Source organism: Chryseobacterium sp. FH2, assembly GCF_001045455.1.
In the GTDB taxonomy this organism is placed as follows: Bacteria; Bacteroidota; Bacteroidia; order Flavobacteriales; family Weeksellaceae; genus Chryseobacterium.
On record NZ_LFNE01000003.1, the window covers coordinates 329,899 to 355,932 of the forward strand.

At 34.4% G+C, this 26,034-nt stretch carries 18 protein-coding genes; all 18 read left to right on the forward strand.

What is annotated here, in order from left to right; all coding sequences use genetic code 11:
* The first annotated feature begins 195 nt into the window (after window positions 1-195).
* Window positions 196-906, forward strand: coding sequence for a polysaccharide biosynthesis/export family protein (locus ACM39_RS06650; protein ID WP_228377068.1), 711 nt, complete (start codon window positions 196-198; stop codon window positions 904-906).
* 3 nt (window positions 907-909) lie between these two features.
* Entirely contained in the window at window positions 910-3,249 is a 2,340-nt protein-coding gene (locus tag ACM39_RS06655; protein WP_048510246.1) for a GumC family protein, read from the forward strand.
* A 2-nt stretch (window positions 3,250-3,251) separates the two neighbouring features.
* Window positions 3,252-4,220 (forward strand): SDR family oxidoreductase, encoded by a 969-nt coding sequence (locus tag ACM39_RS06660; protein WP_048510247.1) that lies wholly within the window; start codon window positions 3,252-3,254, stop codon window positions 4,218-4,220.
* 22 nt (window positions 4,221-4,242) lie between these two features.
* Window positions 4,243-5,535, forward strand: a complete 1,293-nt coding sequence (locus ACM39_RS06665; protein WP_048510248.1) for a nucleotide sugar dehydrogenase — start codon at window positions 4,243-4,245, stop codon at window positions 5,533-5,535.
* A 120-nt stretch (window positions 5,536-5,655) separates the two neighbouring features.
* Complete coding sequence (locus ACM39_RS06670) at window positions 5,656-7,026, forward strand: O-antigen polymerase (protein WP_131701421.1); 1,371 nt, start codon at window positions 5,656-5,658, stop codon at window positions 7,024-7,026.
* Window positions 7,023-8,120: a right-handed parallel beta-helix repeat-containing protein gene (locus ACM39_RS06675; RefSeq protein WP_048510250.1), complete on the forward strand. Its 1,098-nt coding sequence runs from the start codon at window positions 7,023-7,025 to the stop codon at window positions 8,118-8,120. The genes ACM39_RS06670 and ACM39_RS06675 overlap by 4 nt, the downstream gene beginning before the upstream one ends.
* Entirely contained in the window at window positions 8,120-9,370 is a 1,251-nt protein-coding gene (locus ACM39_RS06680) for an oligosaccharide flippase family protein (RefSeq protein WP_048510251.1), read from the forward strand. Before ACM39_RS06675 ends, ACM39_RS06680 begins: the two co-directional genes overlap by 1 nt.
* Window positions 9,348-9,929 (forward strand): acyltransferase, encoded by a 582-nt coding sequence (locus ACM39_RS06685; RefSeq protein ID WP_048510252.1) that lies wholly within the window; start codon window positions 9,348-9,350, stop codon window positions 9,927-9,929. The genes ACM39_RS06680 and ACM39_RS06685 overlap by 23 nt, the downstream gene beginning before the upstream one ends.
* A 4-nt stretch (window positions 9,930-9,933) precedes the next feature.
* Window positions 9,934-10,956 (forward strand): RimK family alpha-L-glutamate ligase, encoded by a 1,023-nt coding sequence (locus ACM39_RS06690; RefSeq protein ID WP_048510253.1) that lies wholly within the window; start codon window positions 9,934-9,936, stop codon window positions 10,954-10,956.
* Between the two features lie 7 nt (window positions 10,957-10,963).
* Window positions 10,964-12,133, forward strand: a complete 1,170-nt coding sequence (locus ACM39_RS06695; RefSeq protein WP_048510254.1) for a glycosyltransferase family 4 protein — start codon at window positions 10,964-10,966, stop codon at window positions 12,131-12,133.
* Between the two features lie 6 nt (window positions 12,134-12,139).
* The gene (locus ACM39_RS06700; RefSeq protein ID WP_048510255.1) at window positions 12,140-13,006 is read left to right on the forward strand and encodes a glycosyltransferase family 2 protein; all 867 of its coding nucleotides are present in this window, start codon (window positions 12,140-12,142) and stop codon (window positions 13,004-13,006) included.
* 59 nt (window positions 13,007-13,065) lie between these two features.
* A complete protein-coding gene (locus ACM39_RS06705; RefSeq protein WP_048510256.1) occupies window positions 13,066-14,445 on the forward strand; it encodes a phenylacetate--CoA ligase family protein in 1,380 nt (459 codons plus the stop codon).
* A gap of 835 nt (window positions 14,446-15,280) precedes the next feature.
* Entirely contained in the window at window positions 15,281-16,384 is a 1,104-nt protein-coding gene (locus tag ACM39_RS06710; protein WP_048510257.1) for a glycosyltransferase family 4 protein, read from the forward strand.
* Window positions 16,377-16,982, forward strand: coding sequence for a sugar transferase (locus ACM39_RS06715; RefSeq protein WP_048510258.1), 606 nt, complete (start codon window positions 16,377-16,379; stop codon window positions 16,980-16,982). Before ACM39_RS06710 ends, ACM39_RS06715 begins: the two co-directional genes overlap by 8 nt.
* An 18-nt stretch (window positions 16,983-17,000) precedes the next feature.
* Window positions 17,001-17,594: an acetyltransferase gene (locus ACM39_RS06720; protein ID WP_048510259.1), complete on the forward strand. Its 594-nt coding sequence runs from the start codon at window positions 17,001-17,003 to the stop codon at window positions 17,592-17,594.
* A gap of 20 nt (window positions 17,595-17,614) precedes the next feature.
* Window positions 17,615-18,775, forward strand: a complete 1,161-nt coding sequence (locus tag ACM39_RS06725) for an aminotransferase class I/II-fold pyridoxal phosphate-dependent enzyme (protein ID WP_048510260.1) — start codon at window positions 17,615-17,617, stop codon at window positions 18,773-18,775.
* 953 nt (window positions 18,776-19,728) lie between these two features.
* A complete protein-coding gene (locus ACM39_RS06730) occupies window positions 19,729-21,081 on the forward strand; it encodes a hypothetical protein (RefSeq protein WP_048510261.1) in 1,353 nt (450 codons plus the stop codon).
* 67 nt (window positions 21,082-21,148) lie between these two features.
* Complete coding sequence (locus ACM39_RS06735) at window positions 21,149-25,888, forward strand: FN3 associated domain-containing protein (RefSeq protein ID WP_048510262.1); 4,740 nt, start codon at window positions 21,149-21,151, stop codon at window positions 25,886-25,888.
* The last annotated feature ends 146 nt before the right edge of the window (window positions 25,889-26,034 follow it).

Here is a 26,034-nt window from a genome sequence, read left to right on the forward strand (position 1 = left end):
TTTCACATCTAAGTGAAAACTTTAATAATATAGAAAAATATTCGCAGTTTGCTCTTTTATCATAAATACTTTTAATAAAATTAGCAATAACTTTAAGTAGACTAAAAATAACATATGAAGAAAACTATTATTACATATTTAATACTCTTATCGGTTATTTTGTTATCGTGCAGACCGAAACAAAATATGGTATACATGTCAAAACATAATATGGAAGAGGAGGTTACTAAGGCAAAGTTTCAGGGCTTACATATTCAGGAAGGGGACGTTCTTCTGATTCTTGTTTCTGCACTGGATGAAATTGCGGTAAAACCTTTTAACCTTAACACAGCAAATAAAGTGGGAACCGATTCAAGTACCGGGATGAATCAATATGTACAGCCAAGTGAGTATGTAGTAAATGAAGAAGGATATATATACTTTCCGGTATTAGGGAATGTTTACAGTAAAGGAATGACCCAGGTACAACTAAAACAAGAGCTGGAGTCTCGCCTAAAGAGATATCTCACAGATCCTATGGTGACAATTACTCTAAAAAACTTTAATGTAAGTGTTTTAGGTGAGGTAAAGGAGCCCGGGCAGAAAGAAAGTGTTTCCCAGAAGATTAATATCTTTCAGGCATTGGGTCTTGCAGGTGATATGACAGATTTTGGAGACCGCACGAATGTGAAACTTATCCGTACTGGAGATGATGGGACAGATCAGATTGTAAATGTAGATCTTACAAGATCAGATATTGTAAGTTCACCTTACTATTATATGAAGCAAAACGACATATTATATGTACAGCCGGATAAAAACAAACAAGTTCAGGCAAACTCTAATCCAAACAGAGCTCTGACATTCCAGATTATTGGCGCATTACTAACAGCAGGTACTCTTATTATTGCTTTAACAAGACGATAAAATATGCATCAGACAGAATTTCAGGCAAAGGAAGAAAAATTAAATATAAGAAAAACTATTTCTAAATACCTGTATAAATGGCCTTGGTTTATTGCCTCTATTTTGGTCTTTGTAATAGGTGCTTATATTTATCTGAGGTATACTGTACCTCAATATCAATCGAAAACTACCCTTAAATTTGATAAAAAACAAACCGATCTGTCCTCGGCCTTGGCAGATCTTGATAATCTCGGTATAGGTTTAGGCAACGCTGATGAGCTGAAAAGTGAAGCAGCGGTTGTCAATTCACGACCTATACTCATGCAGGTAGTACAAAATCTTAATCTCAACGTGGAATATTATAATTCAGGAGAAATTAAAGATTCGCAACTGTTTACCAAAGTTCCTATAACTGCAAAGATTATAACTTACAACAATAATAAAAAATTCGTATCCTCTGAATACACTGTAACAGGTGTAAAGGAAGATCAGTTTACGCTTCATAGTGAAAAAAAGGGGGATATTACAGGAAAATTTAATATTCCTTTACATCTGGATTTCGGAACAGTAATATTACAAAGAAATCCTGCTGTTGCATTTAGAACAGAATATAAAATTATTTTTTCGAATCCAATTGAGAAAGTCAAAAAACTAGAAAAAACAATACAGGTAAATTTACCGGATGAGAAGGCTCTGTTAATGGACATTAGCTTAATAGGCTCCCTTCCTGAAAAGTCAGAAGCTATTCTGAATGAAGTGACCAGACAGTATAATTTAGATGGTCAGAAGGATAAGAATATTCAGGCCCAGAATACTCAGGAGTTTATAGATAAAAGACTGGAGGTTATTACCAAGGATCTTTCAGGGGTAGAAAATCAGAAAGAAGATTTCCAAAACCGTAATCGTATTGTTGATTTACAGGCACAGGCAGAATTGGCGCTTCAAAATACAAGTGAAAATACAAAGGCTCTTCTTCAGCAGCAGGCTCAGCTTGATCTTTTAAATTCTCTTACAGCAGAAGCCTTAAAAGGCAATAACCAGCTTATGCCGTCTAATCTTGGGCTGAATCCTTCGTTGGAACAATCTATTTCTCAATATAATTTGCTTCTTATCAGTAGGAATAAAACCCTTAAACAGGCCACTAATGAAAACCCTGCTATAATAGAAATGAATAGGGAAATTGCTTCTTTAAAGGATATAATTCGCGATAATATTCGTGAGCAGAAAGAGAGTGTACAGGCGGGTATTGCTCAGCTGCAAAATCAAATTACGAAAAATAACAATATTATAGAAAAGGTTCCCGGACAGTCTAAAATTTACAGAGGGATAGAACGTCAGCAGAACCTTAAAGAGCAGCTCTTTTTATTTCTTCTGCAAAAAAGAGAAGAAAATGCAATCAATCTGTCTGTAGATGTACCAAAAGCCAAAATTGTAAATCCTGCATTTACAGAGGATACTCCGGTATCACCTAAAAGGGGTATCATTCTTCCGGGAGCTTTTTTCCTGGGGATATTAATTCCTTTGGCCATTTTCTATTTACTATTCATGCTGGATGATAAGATTTATACGAGAGATGATATTAAAGAACGTTCCGGACTAGGAGTGCTGGTTGATATACCGTCACTGAAAGACAATGAAAACCATCTGGTACAGAAAAACGACTTTTCAGAGTTGGCAGAGGCATTCAGGGTATTGGTTTCCAATCTTAAATTTGTGTTACCGGCAAAAGATTCTGCCAGCGTAATTATGGTAACTTCTTCGGTAAAAGGAGAAGGGAAAACTCTTGTATCGGTTAATCTAGCTCTTACATTAGCCAATAAAAACGGAAGAGCCCTTCTGATTGGTTCAGATATTCGTAATCCTCAAATTCAGCGATATGATAGTGAACCTACTAAAAGAAAAGGGCTTACTGAATTTTTATATGATGATACAATAAATGTGGAAGAACTTATTCATACGTCATCTACTAATCCTTATTGTGATGTTATTTACGCAGGAGCTATTCCTCCTAATCCTCAGGAACTGCTTTCTAACGGAAGATATCAAAAGCTTATTGAGCAGATGTCCTCTCAGTATGCGTATATTATTATAGACTCTGCACCGCTTATGTTGGTTTCAGATACTCTCAGTATTGCAGATGTGGCTGATGCAGCTTTATATGTGGTAAGGTCTGGAGTATCAAAAAATATATTAATAGATTTTGCTAACGATTTGGTGAAAGACTCAAAACTCAGCAATGTATCTTTTGTCATTAACGATGTTTCAAAAAAGGCAGGAGGTTATGGATATAACTATAGCTATGGATACGGTTATGGGCACACCAGTGATAAAAAATCTTGGTGGAAGAAAATTTTTAAATCATAGAAATGAATAAAATTTTAATTACTGGCGGAGCAGGTTTTATAGGTTCCAACTTGACGGAGTATTTTTTAAACAAGGGGTATTATGTTGTTTGCCTGGATAATTTTGCAACAGGACACCGCTATAATATTGAACCTTTTTTAGAAAACTCGAATTATAAATTAATTGAAGGGGATATCCGTGATTTAGAAACTTGTAAAACAGCAGTAGAAGGGGTAGATTATATCTTGCATCAGGCTGCTTTGGGGTCAGTACCCCGTTCAATTAAAGATCCTGTCACAAGTAATGATGTGAATGTAACAGGCTTTTTAAATATGCTGATTGCAGCAAGGGATGCTAATATCAAACGTTTTGTATATGCCGCTTCATCATCCACATATGGTGATTCTGAATCTTTGCCAAAAGTGGAGGATGTAATAGGTAAGCCATTATCCCCTTATGCAGTTACAAAATTTGTGAATGAGCTGTATGCTGATGTATTTAGTAAAACCTATGGTATTCAATGTATCGGTTTACGTTATTTCAACGTATTCGGGCGCCGTCAGGATCCCAATGGTGCTTATGCTGCTGTCATTCCGTTATTTGTAAAGCAATTGATAAACCACGAATCTCCTAAAATTAACGGAACAGGAGATTATTCCCGTGATTTTACTTATATCGATAATGTCATTCAGATGAATGAATTAGCAATGTTATCTGAGAACGCCGAAGCTGTGAATACAGTTTATAATACAGCAGTGGGTGATCGTACAACCTTAAATGATTTAATGCATTACCTGAAAAAATATTTAAGTGAATTTGATCCGGAAATTGCTAACGTTAATACTATTTATGGTCCTAATCGGATAGGAGATATTCCGCATTCGTTAGCATCCATTAAAAAAGCAGAAAAATTATTGGGATATAAACCCAGTCATACTATAGATAAAGGCTTGAAAGAAGCAGTTCAATGGTATTGGGAAAATTTAAAGTAAACATTTTTTGAATCGAATTTTTATGGAAAAAAAATATAAAATTGCCGTTATCGGATTAGGATATGTCGGTTTACCTTTAGCGCGTTTGTTTGCAACTCAGTATCCGGTTGTAGGATTTGATATCAATCAAAAAAGGATTGATGAATTAAACACAGGAATAGACAGTACTTTAGAAGTAGAAAATAATGTCTTACAAGCTGTGTTATTAAAAGAAAACCCTTCACTTGAAGGGGAGAATAATGGACTATATTGCTCGGCAAATATTGATGATATCCGTGATGCAAATATCTATATCGTAACGGTCCCAACACCGGTTGATAAGCATAATCGTCCTGATTTGACGCCGTTGTACAAATCTTCTGAAACGGTAGCTAAAGTATTGTCAAAAGGGGATATTGTGATTTATGAATCTACAGTATATCCAGGAGTTACAGAGGAAGAGTGTATTCCTGTATTAGAAAAAGATTCCGGGCTAAAGTTTAATCAGGATTTCTTTGCAGGTTATTCACCGGAGCGAATCAATCCGGGTGATAAAGAGCATACAGTAGAGAAAATTTTAAAAGTTACTTCAGGTTCCACTCCTGAAATTGGAAAAATAGTAGATAATTTATATAAATCTGTAATTGTTGCCGGTACCCATCTTGCTCCGACAATAAAGGTAGCAGAAGCGGCTAAAGTGATTGAAAATTCGCAAAGAGATATTAATATTGCCTTTGTCAATGAGCTTGCGAAAATTTTTAATCTGCTGGATATTGATACTCATGCGGTATTGGAAGCTGCGGGAACCAAATGGAACTTTTTACCCTTTAAACCCGGATTGGTAGGCGGTCACTGTATTGGGGTAGATCCTTATTATTTGGCTCAGAAAGCTCAGGAAAAAGGATATCATCCGGAAATTATTTTAGCGGGTCGTCGCTTAAATGATTCTATGGGAGAATACGTTGCTTCTCAGCTTGTAAAGACATTGATTAGAAAAGATATTAAAGTAAATGGAGCGAAAGTGCTGAATTTAGGAATTACCTTTAAAGAGAATTGTCCGGATGTAAGAAATACTAAAGCAGTGGATGTGATTAATGGGCTTGCAGACTATGCTTTAGATGTCACGACTTTTGATCCGTGGGCTAACCCTGAAGAAGTAAAACATGAGTATAATCTTCATGTTGTAAATAAGATTCCGGACGAAAAGTTTGATGCGATTATTCTGACGGTTGCACATAAAGAATTCATTGATATAAATTTGAATAATTATTTAAAGGAAGGAGGAATAATTTATGATGTGAAGGGAGTTTTAGAAGAATGCGATTCTAGGCTGTAATACAATCAAAGTTGAGGGAAAAAGTAATGCTTTTTCTCTTGACTTTTCTAGAATCCATCCGGTATTGGAGGATTTAATATAGTATAATATTTTAATTGGAAAGTAAGCAGCTTGTTGGGCATGATGGTAGATAAATCATATAAATTGACTTTATTCGCTTTAAGTTTTCTGTTTTTCTCTATAGGTTTTTTTCTCTATGGGAAAGTCAGCAATACTTCCTATCAGGATGTTTATTTTTTACCAATAGGTTTAGGCTTTTTTGTATTATTCATTTCAGACATATTTGTAAAGCTTAAATCATACTTTATTTTTTGGATAATTACCATTCAGCAACTCATACGCTATATTGTGATTCCCTGTCTTTTTTTAGGTGATGAAAAGTTAAGGTTTGGCAGTACTACACTCAACGAAGCTTATGCTGTGGTAATGATGCTGGTGGAATTGTTATTTATATTGTTTGCCTATCATATTTGTACTTTTTCAAAACAGAAACCAAAAGTTGGCAAACTAAACTTTTTACCTTTAAATATCATTAATACCGGCTTATTTTTTCTGTTCATCGTGATTATTATGACAAACAGAAGCTTCTTAAATAAGTTAAGTTTTGTATGGGATATTTCCACTTATCTAAAGCTTAAAATTTCCGGGGATTTAGAAAACATTTCTCCTTTAGTAAGTATCATGTTCCCTGTTATGAGGGAGTATATTGTTCTTTTTATCTTTTCAGTAATCAATTCGTTTAAACTAAAACAAGGCACAAAGCTGATGCTTTCAATACTTGCCGTATTAATAAATGCATCCATTATTGTAGGGATTAGCCGATTTAGTATTGTATATACTTCTTTTCCTTTAATACTCTTATTAATTTATTTTTATCCTGCTTACAGGAAAAAAGTAGTTACTTATACGTCTGTTTTCTTTGGGGCTATCATGCTGGTGGCTTCAGTATCTAAGTTTTCCAGAAATACAAAAAGTGCTGATGTAGGTGGTTTTTTTAGTATTCATCAATTAAATGCTTATTTTGGAGGAGTAGCCAATTATGCAATAGGATATGATTCATATAAAAAAAATGAAGTAAATCCTTTTGATAAATATTATTATTTTATCTCAGATATTACCCAAAACATACCTGTACTTTCGAGATTTTCAAGCGATAATTATAAGACAAATATTAAATTTAATAATCAGATTTATGGAGCAGGCCGCTCACGAGACCAGATTGTACCGGTTTCTATAGCAGGACTTTACCATTTTTCAATTTATTTTTTTTACCTCTATATATTTGTATTAAGCATTTTAGCTTTTAAATTTGAAAGGAAAGCATATTCTACCAATTCGCCGGTACTGTTCTTTTTATACATTATTCTGGCTTTTGGCTGTTCCACTTCCATGATGGTTAATATAGGTTCTATTTCTGCAACATTATTTATCAACTTAGTTGTGTTTATACCATTCTTTACAATGATTAATAAATTAAATTCATCAAAATGAAAAAGGTAATATTCTTATTTTTTGTATTAATATATTTTTGGGGAAATGCTCAATATTATGTTAAAGACCGTTTTTCAGGGTATTCAACAGTTAAAAGCGAATATTTCAAAACAGCAAAAGATCTTACGGCTTATTTACCAAAAGGATATTCTGTCAGGGGAGATAAAGATTATACCAATTATATTCAGAAAGGGCTCAATGAAAATACGGCTATTATTATGCCTGATTTTCCTGTTTTGATTAACGAAAACGGGCTGACATTAAAATCAAATCAAAAAATACTTTTTCAGAAAAGCTCAAAACTGATTATGAAACCTAATAATAAGAGTCGTTACGCGATACTTAGTTTGTCTAATATTCAGAATGTAGATATTTATTATCCTAATCTGGCGGGAGACAAACACAATCACTTATCAACTGCCGGACAATGGGGGATGGGAATATACATATTATCATGCAAGAATATCAATATTACAGGCTCTTCCATCGAAAGTAACTGGGGAGATGGAATTTGTGTAGGAGGCAGAAACGGTATTAATTCTTCAGATATAACAATTAAAAATACAATATTAAGGGATAATCGCAGAAACGGGTTGACGATAGGGGGAGTTACCAATCTGCTATTTGAAAATGCCTATATTTCAAATACATCAGGACATAATCCTCAAGCGGGAATAGATATTGAGCCGGACAGTAACGATTATGAGATAAAAAACGTCAGGCTTAATAATATACAGACTGAAAATAACGGGAATTACGGTATCATAATCTCCCCTGGAAATATGGTCGGAAAACAGAAGAAGGCCATTTCGGTTGCCATAAACAATTTTAGAGATAACGGATCTAAAATTGGCTTTGGGCTGGCCGTTACTAGAGATAAGCTTAATACAGGATTTGCTCAGCTAGGAGGAAATATAAGTATTAATAATTTTTCTTCACAAAATAATGCAACTGCACAATTTAAATCTTTTAAAGGTGCTCCGCATCAGGTAAATATTAATATGGATTTTGGGAAATTAAAAACATCTTCTAAAACTACAAATGAATATGGGCAAAAATTAAAAAATAATAATGAAACAATTGTCTTAAAATAATGATCAACAGAGTAAAAAATATTTTTAATACGAAGGACAAGAAAGCCTTGTTAGAAAACTTCGTTTCATTATCTGCGTTGCAGTTATTGGGAATGATGTTGCCATTGATTACTCTGCCCTATATTTTAAGAGTATTAGGGTTTGAGAAATATGGAGTAATTGTCTTTTCAGTATCATTGATAGCGTATTTTACTTCGTTGACAGATTTTAGTTTTAGGATCACAGCTACCCGTGATGTGGCTATTTACAGAGACAGCCCCAAAAAACTGAATATTATTTACAGTAAAGTTTTGACGATTAAAACTATTTTCTTATTACTTTCCTGGCTCATCATTGCTATAGCAGTGTTTCTGTATCCACCGTTCTATGAAAATAAAGAAATTTATTTTTATACCAGCTTAATGTTATTAGGGTACGTATTATTTCCCGAGTGGTTTTTTCAGGGTATTGAAAAAATGCGCTATATCACATATCTGAATTTAGGAATTAAGCTTTTTTTCACGTTATGTGTTTTTATTTTTATTAAGAAAGAAAGTGATTTTTGGATTTATCCGCTATTACAAAGTGCGGGAAATATTGGCGCGGGTTTAGTAGGGCAATATCTGTTAGTAAAAAAATATAAGCTGAAGTTTATATTTCTGCCCTATAAAATGATTCTCAAAACCATTAAAATCAATTCCCCGATTTTTATCAATCAGTTTGTTCCTACTTTATATAATAATACCAGCACTTTCTTATTAGGAATTTTGGGAACAGCAGAACTGGTAGGCATTTATCAGGCTATTTTAACCGTTGTAAATTTGATTGTAAGTTTAATTGAAATCCTTTCCCGAGTATTTTTCCCTTTTTTAAACCGCAAAAAAAATGCTTTTCAATGGTATAAAAAAATGATGCTGATCACGATAAGTGTAATGATTGTTGGGGCTTTAGTCTTTAATAAAGTTATTTTCTGGTATTTGAATGTGACTTATGACAATGCTTTTTGGATATTGTTAATATTATCCATAGGCCTTTTCGGATATACGTTGTATAATGTTTTCGGGCTTAATTATTTTATTGTACACAGGCAAGATAAGTTAGTTATGAAGAACACCTTAATTTTTTCAATACTAGGTTTTTTTATTACAATTCCATTAATTAAATATTTCACAATTTTTGGATCTGCCATAAGCTTGAGTTTAGTAAGATGTTTAATTGGTTTCGGCCTCTTTTTTAAATGGTTAAAAAATGATACTAAACAAAATTTATAATAAGAGTCTTAATTTATTATTAAGTAGCTATTACAAAAAAATAAAAAATATTAATTTTTTAGGAAAAGTTTATTTTAAAGGTATTCCTGTGATTTTGAAGCATCAGGATGCCCAAATAATAATAGGAAAAAATACATTGATAAATTCTTCAAAAAAAAATTATCATTTAAACATGCATTCTTCCTGTAAATTATTGGCGGATAGGCCTCAAGCTGAGATAATTATCGGTGAAAACTGTAGAATACACGGTACATGTATTCATGCGGTAAAAAAAATTAAAATTGGGAATAACTGTTTGATTGCTGCTAATACAAATATCATAGATTCCAATGGTCATATTTTGGCTATGGATAATCCAGTAGATAGATTAAGGATAGCAGATGAAGGAAGGCCAGTCATAATTGAAGATAATGTTTGGATTGGGGCAAATGTAATAATCTTAGGTGGCACTATTATCAGAGAAGGAGCTGTAATAATGGCAGGGAGTGTTGTAAAAGGAGAAGTTCCTCCGAAAAGTATATATGGAACAGACTCATTTAAAGTGATTAAACAGTATTAATAGAATGAAGATAGCAATACATCACCGTAAAGGCAGTTTTTCTGAGCGCTGGATTGAATATTTACAAGAAGAAAATATACCTTATGTGGTATTGAATGCTTTTGATAATGATATTGTCAGTCAGATAAAGAAAAATCAGATTACCCATTTTATGTGGCATTTTGATCAGAATCATTTTGATGATATGTTGCAGGCGAGGGTTTTGTTTAACGCAATTAGTAAAATGGGAATTAAGACATTCCCGAATGAAGATTCATATTGGCATTTTGATGATAAGGTGGCACAGAAATACCTTTTAGAAGCATTAGATGTACCATTAGTAAAAGCAGATGTTTTTTATCATAAAAAAGAAGCGGAGGAATATATTGAAAAAACTGATTTTCCGAAGGTTTTCAAATTAAAGGGCGGGGCAGGAGCCATCAATGTAAAACTGGTAAAAACAAAAAGACATGCCAGAAAAATTTCCAACCAGGCATTTGGCCGCGGTTTTAGCGCTTATGATTCGTGGACGGTTTTCACGGATACCATTGAGCGGTTCTGGAGACATAAAAGCCTGCATAATTTTTTTAGGATTATAAAGTGGGGCTTTAAAGGGATTTTTGTAGATAAACAATATAAAGTTTTTCCCAAACAGAGAGAATATGTTTATTTCCAGGAATTTATCCCTGGTTTAGACTACGACATAAGGCTGATTACGATTGGAGAGAAATGTTTTTACCTGAAAAGAAGTACAAGAGATAACGATTTCAGGGCTTCGGGCAGCGGACGGCTTGAATTTGCCCCGGCAGGGTTTAACCTGAAGGCTGTTGACATCGCTTTTACAACTGCACAAAAACTCAATATGCCATGTGTAGCCTACGATTTCATATTTAATTCTGATAATGAGCCGTTATTAGTAGAAATTAGTTATGGATTTCAGCCTTACGTCTATGATAACTGCTTAGGTTTTTATGATAAAAATCTAAACTGGCACGAGGCTAAGGTAAACTTGGAATATGAAATTATTGGTAATTTTTTAAAGAAATAAATTTCTCATGAAGATATTATTTGTTGAGGCTGTTCAGAATTATGGTGGTGCAAGAAAAAGTACCGTAGAATTAGCCGGGCGGTTACAGGAAAAAGATCATGGAGTAAAAATAATAGATTTTTGGGGAACCTGCGAACCTTTCGTAAAGGCAATGGAAGAACGCGGTGTCAGTTATGCCATTCTAGATAAAAGGCAGACTCCGGTAATACTTACAAGTTCCAATAAACTAAAAAAGTTTTTAAACTATGTGAAGTATGTGCAGTTATTGTTGTCCTACAGGAAAAAAGTAAAACTGCTGATTAATGATTTTCAGCCGGATCTTATTATTGTAAACAATACAAAAACTTTATCGATTCTATCAAAATCCAGAAATTATAAAATTGCATTTTTTGCAAGAGGCTGGTTTCTTCCAAAGACCGTTACCCGCGTCAATACCTTTTTGATTAAGAAATTAACAGATATTTATATAGGAGTTTCCCAATCGACAAGACAGGCTATTTTTGCCGGAGGGTTTGCTCCATTGGAAGATATTTATACTGTGCCTAATGCCATAGATTATGCCAAGCTCCTAAATGATTTTAAAAATAAGGAAAATACGGTGAACTGGGGTGCTGAGCAAACGGACAGGCCTTTTGTAATAATGCATTGTGGAGGGTTTTTACCAACAAAGGGACAAAATATCACAATAGAGATAGCAAAAAAACTCAAACATGAGAATGTTAATTTTAAAATCCTTTTAGTAGGAATTATTTATAAAGGCGGGGCTTCCCAAAAATATTATGATAAGATTATCAACCAGATTAAAGCTGAGCAGTTAGAGGAATATTTTGAAATTATCTTGAACAAAAGTGATGTTTTAGAATATTTCGAAAAAATGGATGTTTTACTGCATCCGTCAGCAACAGAAGGGTTGCCGCGTGTCGTGATGGAAGCAATGGCTTTTGGAAAACCGGTAATTGGCAATGCTGTAGGCGGAATGACAGATTATATTTTACACGGATTTACAGGATATCTTACCAATTTTAATGCGGTTGAAGATTATATTAGGTACTGTGATGTTTTGCAAAAAGATAAAGAGCTGTATGGCTTTATTTCAAAAAACGCATCCGAGCTTATCAAAAATAGCTATACGGCTGATAACCAAATTGAGCAGTTGCTAAAAATTAAGATTAAATAACCGGATATGAAGAATGACAGAATTGCAGTAGTAACCCCGGTTTATAATGGCGCACATACTATCGAAAGGTCGATTAGGTCATTATTGAACCAGACTTTTAGTAGCTGGGTCAGTGTTATTGTGAATGATGGGTCTACAGATGAAACAGCGAAGATCCTTGAAAAGTATCAGGACGATGAGAGGTTTTACATCATCAATTTGGCGAGTAATGTAGGAAGAGGTGCTGCAAGGAAAATAGCACTGGAAAAAGTAAAAGAAATTAATGCGAAGTATATATGCATGCTGGATGCAGATGACCTATACTATCCTGATAAGTTGAAATGGCAATATGATTATATGGAACTCCATCAGGATATAGCTTTGTTGTCCTGTTCTATAGGGTATATTGATGATAAGAATAATCTTTTGGGAGTTCTTGAGACATTTGATAAAGAACATATCCTGACATTTGACCATTACACTGATTATAAAGCGGTTCCTCATGCGTGCTCTATCATCAGGCTTTCTGAAATCGGGAATATAACTTTTGACGAAAAACTGCTGCTTGGCCAGGATCAGGACTTTATGATCAGGATGTTGAAGAAAAAAAAGTATGCATTTATACCTAAAATAGGGTATTTATATAACAGAACAGATTCTTTTTCTTTCAAAAAATATAAAAAGTCATTAGAGCTGGCTTTTTATGCTAAAAAGAAATTAGGCTTGGGTATGTTAGATTTATTAAGAATATATATAATCAATCAGGTAAAGGTAATGTACGTAGGAATCCTGTGTCTTGTCGGAAAGGAAAAGATTTATTTAGATAAAATTGGTCGTCCGCCACATCAGAATGAGTTACAGGAGCACGAAAATAAACTGATTTTAAATTTATAAATCATATCTCCTTGCAAGTATTAAAGAGATGAGAAAATGATAAAACATACTAACTGAAAATGAAAGAGAAAATATATAAAATATTACCTGATTTTCTTCAAAATTTTATGGTTTATATCTATAACAGACAGGCTTATAAAAGAAGATATGGAGGGGAATATGAAAATTTCAGGAAAGAAAAAAAAGATAATCGCACATTATCATTAGAAGAATTGAAAGAATATCAAAAAAACAGATATTCCAGATTGATAGAATTCGCAATTCAGAATTCAGAATATTATAAAAAATCAATTGGGAATATTGATAATGCGGTTTTAATAGAAAATATTTCCAGTTTACCAATCGTTAATAAGGAAGTATTCCGCAATAATATTGATGCCATTATTGTAAAAACTTCTGAAAAGTTGGAAAAATCTAAGACGGGAGGTACTACGGGAAAATCTCTGGAAGTTAAGTTTTTTGTCAGAGACAGTCAGGAAAGATTTGCCTTTTTAGATGATTTCAGGTCTAGATTTGGATATGAATTGGGAAAAAAAACAGCTTGGTTTTCCGGAAAAAGTTTACTGACAGATCGAGATATTAAAAAGAAAAGATTCTGGAAGACAGATTTTATAAATAATGTCCGTTATTACTCTACATTTCATATCAAAGATGATTATCTTAAATACTATGTAGAAAATTTATTGAGCTATGCACCCGAATATTTAGTGGGATTTCCCTCTACAATATTAGAGATTGCTAAATATGGTCTGGCTAACGGGTATGATTTTCCGGAAAATACGGTAAAGGCAGTTTTTCCAACCGCAGAAACCATTACCGCAGAAACGAGATATCATATTGAAAAATTTTTTAAAACAAAGCTTTATAACCAATATGCTTCTTCTGAGGGAGCTCCTTTTATCATTGAATGTAAAGAAGGTAATCTTCATTTAGAATTGCAAAGCGGTGTTTTTGAAGTTTTAGATGAAAATGATCAGCCTGCAAAATCAGGAAGGTTAATAGTTACTTCATTTACAACAGCTGCGACGCCATTGATAAGATATGATATAGGCGATTCGATAACACTTGAAGAAGCTGATAAAAAATGCAGTTGTGGAAATAATAATCCTTTGGTGAAAGAAATTTTAGGGAGAATTGACGATTTTATTTATTCAGTTGAAAATGGGAAAATCAATTTGGGGAATGTTTCCAATACTTTAAAAGATACAAAGGGAATTATTAGGTTTCAGGCTGTACAAAACAAATTAGAAGAGCTGGATTTGTATGTAGTAGCTGATAAAGAAATTTATTCAAAACAAATTGAAAAAATATTTATTGGGAACTGGAAAGACAGAGTAGGAAACTCTATGAAAATACATTTACATTATGTAAATGAGATTCCTGTAGAAGCTAGTGGCAAATACAGAATTGTAAAAAATAATATAAAAAATTTATTGTGAAAATTATAAAATCATTTTTAAGAGGTAGAATTATAAGCAATGCCGGAAGAAATGGAATAACAATTGCTGGAAGTAAAGATGTACTGTTAAAAAAATCTATTAATTACAAATATTAATGGGAATGATCCTATGGCAGGCATTGATATTAATAATGCAAATATAGGTGTAGCTCTGTATTTAGGACATTCCGGTGAGCAAACTATATTAAAATCAGTTAGAATTTGCTGCGACAATATTTCAGTTGAGAATTTCAATACAGGAATCTTGCAGGATATGAAACTAACCTGATATCAAAAAATTGTATTAAAAACAGCATTAGAGTAGAATTGAGAATCATCTACATCAATAATCAGTTAGTCGGGAGTATGTGATGTATATCCCAGGTAGAAAAAAGTACTAGCATGGTTGTTTTCAGATATAATCTGACTTTACAGGAGGAAGTACTCGACAACAAAAAACTATAAACCAAAACAGAAAAACACACAAAGACAGAACGGGAAATTATGATCTTCCGGAATTGAAGCAGCATTGATTTCAGAACTAAATTCCATGGAACTAGGGAGGATTTTATAGCTGATTCATATGATGTGGCATAGTGTCTTAAAAAATCCCAAACAAGGGAATAACAGGTGCAGATAGGAATATTTCGGTTAATGATGCTTTGTCATCAAAAAATATATAAAAAATACACAAAAGATATAAAGGGAAAATTATTAATTGGTTTAAAATGCAAGGAATAATAAATAAATAGTAAAAGAATTTGAAAACTAAATTAATACGGATAACAACAATTCCACTTTCTTTAAAGCTATTATTAAAGGGGCAGCATCGATTTATGTCAAAACATTTTGAGGTAATAGGAGTTTCGTCACCCGGAAAAGAACTTGATGAAGTAAAAAATGATGAAGAAATAGAAGTGATATCAATTGATATGTCTCGTCAGATTACTCCAATTAAAGATATCAAAGCTTTATGGAGTACTTATCAGCTTTTAAAAAGAGAAAAACCACAAATTGTCCATACCCATACTCCTAAAGCAGGTATCGTAGGAATGCTGGCAGCAAAGCTGGCAGGAGTTCCGAACCGTTTGCACACAGTTGCAGGTTTACCTTTGATGGAAGCAACAGGTGTAAAGCGTAAAATTCTGGACTTTGTTGAAAAATTAACCTATTCATCTGCAACCAGGGTTTATCCAAATTCAAAAGGCTTATATGAATATATTCTGCAGAATAATTACACTGACAGAAAAAAATTAAAAGTTATCGGAAATGGATCATCAAATGGAATTGATACCTCATTCTTTTCACCCGAACAAGTTACCGAAGCACAGAAAAGTCTTTTAAAAAAAGAATTAAATATAGAAGATACAGATTTTGTTTTTGTATTTGTAGGCCGTTTGGTAGGAGATAAAGGAATTAATGAATTGATCACTGCGTTTTCTTTTGTAAATAAAACGAAAAATACACAGCACCGCTTCAAATTATTATTAGTTGGCCCTCTGGAGCAGGAATTAGATCCATTACCCGCAGCTATATTAAAAGAAATAAAAAATAACCCGGATATCATAGATGTAGGCTTTCAGAAAGATGTTCGCCCCTATTTTGCGATTTCTGATGTATTGGTTTTTCCAAGTTACCGGGAAGGGTTTCCCAATGTAGTGATGCAGGCGGGAGCGATGGGTTTGCCGGGTATAGTTTCTGATATCAACGGATGCAACGAAATTATTATAGATGGTCAAAATGGAGTAATAGTTCCGGTGAAAAATAGTGAAAAACTTAGTGAAGCAATGGAAAAAATGAAGTCGGATACAGAGTATTACCAAAAATTAAAAATGAATGCCCGGCAGATGATTGCATCTCGCTACGAGCAGTCAGTGATTTGGAATGCCTTATTAAGTGAATACAAAAAATTAATTAAAGAAAAAGATTATCGTGTATAAATTTTTTTTAAAAAGGGTTATAGATTTTTTGATTGCGTTGACAGGACTTATTCTGTTATCGCCTGTTTTTATCGTTGTCACTATCTTATTGTATTTCGCAAATCAGGGTAAGCCGTTCTTTATCCAGGCAAGACCGGGTTTACATGAGAAAATATTCAATATCATCAAGTTTAAGACAATGAATGATAAAAAAGATAGAGAGGGTAATTATCTGCCTGATTCGGAACGCTTAACAGCTATCGGAAGTTTTATACGCCAGACTTCATTAGATGAGCTTCCGCAATTGATCAATGTATTAAAAGGAGACATGGCAATTATAGGTCCCCGACCTCTGTTGCCACAATATTTGTCTTTATATAGTGAATCCCAAAAACGTAGGCACAATATACGTCCGGGGATTACAGGCTGGGCACAGGTGAATGGGAGAAATGCCATTTCCTGGACTAAGAAATTTGAATTGGATGTATGGTATGTTGATAATTTGTCCTTTGCAACAGATTGCAAAGTGATATTTCTTACTGTAAAAAAAGTTGTGAAAAAAGAAGGCATAAACCAGGCAGAACAAGCTACGGTAGAAGCTTTTAAGGGAAATAATTAATTTAAATGTAGATAGAGTATGTATTTATACGGAGCAAGTGGTCATGGCAAAGTAGTCGCTGAAGTGGCTGAAGAATGCGGCTATCATATTGAGGCTTACATTGATGAATATCTGTCGGAAGAGAAAGTGTTGAATTATCCTGTTCTTCATACAGTTCCTCCACATGATATAGAAGTACTTATTTCTATAGGTAATAACAGGGTACGCAAAGAAATAGTTAATCAGCATCAGCTGTTCAGCTATATTACACTCCTTCATCCCAAGGCAATAATATCTAAAAGCGTAAAAATTGAAGAAGGGACTATTGTTATGCCGGGTGTTACTATAAATGCCGTAGCAGAAATAGGGAAACACTGTATTATCAATACTAATGCCTCTATTGATCATGAGTGCATAATCGAAGATTTTGTACATATATCTCCAAATGCGGCATTGGCCGGAGGTGTATATGTAGGTGAAGGAACCCATATAGGAATCGGAGTAAATATAATACAAGGAATAAAAATTGGAAAGTGGTGTACCATTGGTGCCGGATCTGTTATTATTAGCGATGTTCCGGATGGTTCTACGGTAGTAGGCAACCCTGGTAAAATAATAAAAGTAAAAGTTTAAAAATTTAGAATAGTAAAAATATGAAATCAAAAATATGGTTGTCTTCTCCTCATATGGGAGGAAACGAATTAAAGTACATTAATGAGGCTTTTGACACCAATTGGATAGCGCCTTTAGGACCAAATGTTGATGGTTTTGAACAAGATTTAGAAGTATTCTTAAATGAAAAGGTAAAAATAGCTGCCCTTTCCTCTGGGACTGCTGCTTTGCATCTGGCATTGATTCAATGTGATGTTAATCCTGGAGATGAGGTTATATGCCAATCTATGACATTTTCTGCCTCTGCTAATCCTATCGCTTATCTTGGAGCTCTTCCCGTTTTTATAGATTCTGAAAAGGATACATGGAATATGTGTCCGGTAGCTTTAAAAGAAGCTATTGAAGATAGAATCGTGAAAGGAAAGAAACCGAAAGCTATTATTGTCGTTCATCTTTACGGGATGCCGGCAAAAATGGATGAAATTTTATCAATTGCCAGAGAGTATGATATCCCTTTAGTTGAGGACGCTGCTGAATCATTGGGCTCCAAATATAAAGGAAAAGCTTGTGGTACTTTCGGACATTTTGGTATTTTATCTTTCAACGGTAACAAAATTATTACTACTTCCGGAGGTGGTGCATTAGTATGTCATCTGCAGGCAGACAAAGACAAAGCGGTATTTCTCTCTACCCAGGCCCGAGATGATGCTCCGCATTATCAGCATTCTCATATTGGATATAATTACAGGATGAGTAATATTAGTGCAGGAATTGGGCGGGGACAAATGGAAGTTTTGAGCGAGAGGATTGACAGCCGTAGAAAAATGCACGATTTTTACGCTGAACTTTGTAAAAATATGGATGGAGTAGAACTGTTTTCGGAGCCCAGCACTGATTTTTACAGCAATCACTGGTTGTCTGTTATTACAATAGACGAAAGAAAATCATTAAAAACATGTGAAGATTTGCGTCTGGCATTCCTGGAAGAGGATATTGAATGTAGGCCTATTTGGAAACCAATGCACCTGCAGCCGGTATTTAAAGATGCACCATATTATGGAGGAAAAGTAGCTGAGGATCTATTCGGCAACAGCTTATGTCTGCCTTCAGGATCTAATCTCTCAGATAATGAAAGAGAGAGAATTGCAGAAGTTATGATAAAAGTTTTTTCAAATAATAAGGAGCATCCTGTTTTGCGGTAATTTATTTATAATCTGATAAAATAAAAATTGCAGGATTGACGATGTAGTATTCCGGAATTATGTGTATAAACTAATGATATAAACACTTCTCTGAAATAATATTATAAAATAATCCAGGTGGCAATTTTCGACAAATTCCCTATAAAAATTGTTCAAAACTGCAACCTTGTAATCATCCGGACGGACGAGGCATTTTTTAATGCTTTTTCCGTCCTTTCTTATTTGAGCAATAAGCTACCTGTAGTGAAATTGAATACATGTCTGCTCTGTTATTAAATCATTTCATTAATGCCATAGTCACATTTGGGGAGATTTTTTTGTGAAAAAAAGCTCAGTTTGAACTTATAATTATAAAGAATAATATAAAATATTAATATTAGAGTCTGTCATTAAGCTTTTATTTTATTAAAATTACAATTAAGTGAATTTGATAATCAAGAATTTATATGTTTTAAGTCAATTTGAGGGTTTTAAAAGTGTAAATAAGGGTATGCTTTTTTGTTATTTCGATTTATATTAAATTAATATTGTACCACATTTTTAGAGCGAGAATATACACGGATTGTGATATACTTTATTAGATTTTTTCATCATTGAAAATGTATTTAATAAAAAAGACTCTTTAAATAAGAAAACTTATAACACAAATGCCCATATAAATTAGCTGGGGTAACCATTCCCCGGCTTCTATTTATTTAGAGTATTCAATATTAAATTTTAAAAATTACACAATGAAAAAAAATGATACAGCACCAGGTAAAAATTCCTTCGCGAATTTGATGGTAATTCTCTTTTAATTAGAATTCCTCGAAATTAACTTTAGATATTTATTTGTATAAATATCTTTCACACCAATTTTTTTCAGTTTGAATGTATGTTTCTGACTATCATATAGTTCGGCTGAGATAACTATGACTTATAATATGATTTAATTACTTTTAAAATAATTTATGATGAAAAAACAACTCATTACAACTTTTTCACTTTTAAGCGTTCTGACATTCGGACAGGTTGGTATTAATACGGTTACCCCTAATTCAAAAGCAGGATTACATGTCTCAGAAAGAATTAACCCTGCAAGTGCTAGTCCTGATAAGCTTAATGGGCTATTGGTTCAGAGATATACTACCTCAGAAAGGGATCAAATCAATCCCGGCTCTACGGAAAACGGCCTTACCATTTATAATAAACAAACAAACTGTTATAACGTTTGGAACTGGAATACTTCTTTATCTACAGGCGCTTGGGCACAGTTTTGTGGTGAAAAGGAAGGATCCGTAATATTTACAGATTGTAATACCATCAAAGTGGTGGGTGTTTATAATATTGATGAACCGGTAACCAATCAAAATGTTCATATTGATATTCCCGTAAGGGTAACAGCTTTAGGCTCATATAATTATTCTACCACGGTAAATGGAGTGAATTTTGTAGCCCAGGGTACTTTTACAACTATCGGTCAGCAGACTGTGAGCCTTTATCCTTATTCAGTATCAGGAACTCCTGCCACAGGTACTTATAATGCAACTATCACCTCAATAGGGGACTCTGGGGTAACATGTAATGTTCCGGTAAACTTCATCAGCAGAACAACTTCTGTGTTAAAGATTGTAAATATTACAGGAACAAATTATTCAACAGGGCTTATTTCAGGTTGCGGAAGTTACAGTTCAGGTAATGCTGCAGGAAAAACAGGCACCTGGCTTACTTCACCTCAGGCACAAGCAATTGCAGGTGTGGCAAGTATTCAGATTAAATGTGTGAGCCCGACAAATATTGCAGATTTAAGTGACGAACTAAAAACAGCATCCATCGTATACCTAAACGGACGTACAAGTGCGGAATCCAACAGTGGAACAATTGCGGTGTTAAACGATTGGTATAAAGCGGGAAAAGGGATAGTGATTGACCAGGGAGATGAGCTTTCGGAAACACAGTTTGCACAAGGATTAGGATTTTATATTGAAGCAGGAGCTACGAGTACAATTTCTATCACAGCGAGCGTGTTACCTCATGTTTTGGTTTCGCCGGACGGATACACACTTCCTGCTGTAACTCCTGCTACGATAGCTACACAAGGTGCTAATGCAGCTTACGTAACTTCTACAAACGGAGTAATATTCGGGGCGAGTAGTGATGGAAAAAGACGGTATTTATATGCAGATATTACAAATAATCCTGGTATAGGAAATGATAGAGGAGCGTTCATTTTTGGAGATAAAAGTGGGGCTAATACAGATACGAATACATCTGATCTTTGGAAAAATATTTTTGCATGGGCAATTCATAATGCGCCTATTCATTAATTTTTGCGAAACATTCTATTTTAAACCGTCTTAAAGGGCGGTTTTTTTTAACAATCAATTTTAAAAGATGAAAATAAAAATATTTATACTCCTTTTTTGTTTTCCTGCATGGATATTATCACAAAATCTACTTCAGGTAGAAATCAACAATCAAAATAATGATGTTGAAGTGATGAGTAATAACACTGCGAATTTCATAAGTTCTGATTTAGAACTTGCCGGAAAAGATGGTGCAAATCTCCAGGAAACTTTTTTGCGTTTTGATGGGATTTCATTACCGTCTGATGCGGTTATTAACAACGTTTATCTTGTTTTTTACGGAGATGAGGCAAGTACTTCTTCAACAGTAATAAAAATTACAGGGGAAATAGGAAGTTCGCCTCCGTATCCTGCATCTACTGCTGCCACAACAGGTTTAAATCTGAAATCCCGAAATTATTCCGGCAGTTTTGCAGAATGGATAACTTCAGGGTGTCAAGTCAATCAGCAATACCAGTCTCCGGATTTAAAAAATATTGTTCAGGAAATGTTTCCGAATAATAGTATGAATGATGTAAGTCTCGCATTTCGTATTCAGGGAAGCGGGCAGGGAGCGTTTACCGTCAAATCTTACTCCGGAGCAACAGGTTACAGACCCAAATTAGTTATAAATTATTCTACCCAGACAACGACTGTTAATACGGTCATTTCCACAGGGAATAACGATGCCGAACAGGTTCTTACGACAGGCAATATAGATTTGGGTAGCGGTGTTTTGGAATTGGGAGGAAAGTATGGCAATACTCCGCAAATTTCAGGATTAAGATTTGAAAATGTTCAGATTCCTGCCGGGGCTCAAATTACCAATGCTTATATTGAGTTTTATTCTTACGGGAATAATGTGAATAATGCAGAGCTGACTTTCAGAACAGAATTGGGCAGTCCTGCTGCCTATACAACGGCTAACAATAATATAGCAGGAAGAAGCTACAGTCTGCGTAAGGTAAAATGGATTACTGATGCCTGGACTACTTCCAATACCAAGTATAAAAGCGCAAACCTTAAAGAAATAATAGATGAAACCCGTCTGAACGGATGGCAACCCGGTCAGGCTCTGGCTTTTAAAGTAGAGGGGAATGATGGCTATGCCACAGCGTGGTCAAGAGAAGGAAATGTAAATTATCAACCAAGACTGGTAATTGAATATCTTAATAATGGAGCAGGACCAGGTGTGGGGGCTGTACAGCAGGATGAAACCATCCGCAGATACGTTTCTTCCGGAAATAATGATGCCGAACAGGTTCTTACAACAGGCAATATGGATTTGGGCAGTGGTGTTTTGGAATTGGGTGGAAAGTATGGCAATATTCCGCAAACCACAGCTATACGGTTTGAAAATATCCAGCTTCCTGATAATGCTTATGTTGCAGACGCTTATATTGAGTTTTATGCCTATGGAAATAGTACAAATGCACAAATAAAAGTATATTCTGAAGATTCAGACGCTGCGGTTTATACTACAGCTTCAGAAAATATCACAAAACGTAATTATTCAACAATCTTTGTAGATTGGAATACCGGGAATTGGGTATCAAATTCTAAGTACAGAACAGCTAATCTTAGAAATGTGGTTGATCAGATAAGGATGAATGGATGGCATTCTGGAAATTCATTGGCGTTTAAACTGGAATCAGCATCTGGAGGAGCAAGTGTATATTCGAGGAATGGTTCAGAGCTGTATCAGCCACGTTTGGTGATTGAGTATCTGAATAATAACACCGGTCCTGTGATTGAGGGTATAGAAACTAATCCTGCAAATATGAATAAACTTTATATTAATGAAGTATCGTCAGAAGGCACTCAGATTCAGGATGAAGATTGGCTCGAAATTTACAATGATCATGATTATCCGGTTTATTTCAAAAATCAAAACAGTGGAATTTATCTTTCCGATAAAAATGGTAACAGAACTTTAAGCGAATTAAAAAACATCTATATTCCGGCAAAAGGATTTGGAATGTTTATTGCCGACAGCGATCCCGCCAAAGGAAATAATCATCTTAATTTCGGCTTGAGCGCTGACGGAGAAACAATTTATCTTTCAAGAAAAGTAAATGGGACTGTAATTCAGCAGGATGTTTTGACCTATCAAAATATTCCTTTTAATCAGTCATTCGGGAGATTTCCAAACGGCACAGGAAGTTTAACCAGTTTTATTAAACCTACTTATAATGCCTCAAATAATGATGGAAAACAACGGTTAGACCTTAATTTCAGTAAAAAAAGAGGCGTTTACGATGTAGGATTTGATTTAACCATTTCTGCACAATCAGGAACTACAATAAAATACACACTGGATGGAAAAACTCCGTCTGCAACGGTGGGCATGACTTATACAGCACCGATTACAATCAACAAAACTTCTGCAGTGAAAGTGTATGCTTATGATTCCGCAGGAAATAATTCAGGGGTAATTGCACATACCTATGTTTTGAGAAATAATTATGCTAATGAAACTGCTTTAGATGGCTATTGGCAATGGCTTTATAAATCAAATATCACAGCAGATGAATATGCACAGGCTATTGGTGAAGTGCCCATTGTTTCGGTTACTACCAATTCAGAACCTAATACACTTTGGGCAGAAGCATCAGTAGAATATATTGATAACAATGTATACAGCGGAAGAAATAACTTCTTCAGCAATTCTCTGACCAGAAAGTTTGGACAGGAAAGTGTAGGTTTTTATAACCCTAATCTTAAGTTTAAATTTAACGCTGACTCTGGAGTGAAGAAGGCAAATTATACATTCTTTGATGATTATCCGAATGATGTTTTTGAAAATCCCGGAAAAATCCAGTCCTTAGAATTAAAACAAGGTCAGGACAATGCATCCCGAAATGTTTATAATATAGGTTTTATGAGGTTCAGTGAAAAAATATCGATGAATTTGCAGAAAGAAATGGGAAAATATGCTTTAAACACACGTTATATAAATCTGTTTATCAACGGGAAATATCGTGGATTAAAGACCATGAGAAACGACTTTAACCCTAATAATCTTGAGGAAATTTTTGGTGATGATGATGATAACTATACTAAAGTAAACCTTCAGGATGGATATTTTACATCAGGTATCGTAGAAGCGGGAGACGGAAGTCAGGCTGTTTGGAATAATATCAAAAGTATTGCTGCTAATAAGAAGTTTCAGGAATTTAAAAAACTTGTGGATGTAGATGATTTAATAAAATTCCAGATCATGTTTATGTTTACAGATACCGAAAACGAGGCAACAGCTATTACTCATAATACCAATCCTGATGTGATGAAAACTAAATTTATGATTAATGACACAGACGGATCTTTTTTTGGTGGAATTACCTATTCTTCATCAGATATATCAATGCCTGCAAGAGGATTTGCAGGCGGTGGAGGAAACTATAAACAAAAATGGCTTCTTACGACAAGCAGAAATGGCCCCGGAGGATTATTCGGGCGGTTTATGGGCTCAAATACCAATGTAGCAACAGGAAATCTTGAGTTTAAGACTTTAGTAAAAGATGCTGTTTTACAATATATGGGACCAGCTTCAGGAAATTTTACCGGGGCAGATGGTGCGACATTGTCTGTGGCAAACGTGCAGAATAAGATCCAGACCGTAATGAATGAGCTTGACAGGTTATACAAATTAGATGCGGCTTATATGGGCTATACATCCAATGTTTATAATCAATGGAAAAATATTGATGGTCCCAGAATTATTGGCCAGGTTCCGGAGAGAGTTTCTTTCAGTTTAAAAAAATGGCTGGAATATAATATGGCACACACTCTTTTACCTGCTGAAATTCCAACATTAGATACAATCAAGACAACTGATAATATCCAGATAAATAACCCAAATCCGGGAACACAGGTTTATTATACATTAAACGGGACAGATCCGATGGGAAATGATGGAATAGTTTCGCAGGATGCACATTTATATAGTGGTGAGTTTAATGTACCGGTGGGTACTTACGCTATTGTGGCACGCTCATTTGGAACAAATAATTGGGGCCCTAAATTCTCAAAAACCATTAAAGTGGAAGATATGAATTCAGGTAAGTTTGTCATTACCGGAATTAATTATAAACCGCAATCCGATGGAGATGCAGAGTTTTTAATGGTTACAAATTCAGGAAGTTCAGATTTGGATGTTTCAGGATATACAATTTCAGATGCTGTTACCTATACTTTTCCTCAGGGAACAAAAATTTTACCCAACCAGACTATAATGTTGGTGAAAAATCCTACACTGATTACAGGATTTGACCAGTTTACTAAATATCAATGGGCAAGCGGTAGTCTGAGTAACTCAGGTGAACCAGTTACTTTTAAAGATAAATCCGGAAATACGGTTGATTATGTATTTTTCAGCAGTGTTTCACCTTGGCCGGTTCAGGCAAACGGACAGGGGTATTATTTAAAGCTAATTTCTCCTGATTTGAATAATGAATTACCGGAAAGCTGGGAGGCTGTGCCAATTGTTAATGTTTTATCGACTGCTAAAATGTCAAAATCAACAGAACAGAAATCGGTGAATATCATTCCGGCTGAAAAGGATAATGAGACTAAAATTTACCCTGTTCCTATGAAAGAAGTTTTATTTGTAAGCACTAATGAAAAATCTGTAATAGCTGTTTACAATATGGCTGGACAGTTTATAAAAATGAAAACTTTTGAGAAAGGAACAAATGCCCTTGATGTATCCGAACTGAATAAAGGAGGATATCTTATAAAGATTCAGGGCGAAAAACATTCTAAAGTTTTCAAAGCCGTTAAAGAATAAAGAGTATTTAACAGAAAAAACATAATGAATGTAAAGTCCTCCAAATTATTAATTTGGAGGACTTTTTAGTATTTCATTTAAAAATTACAACATGGTTTTAGATTGAAGTTCCCATATTAACCAGGAAGAACAAACCTGCCAGACTG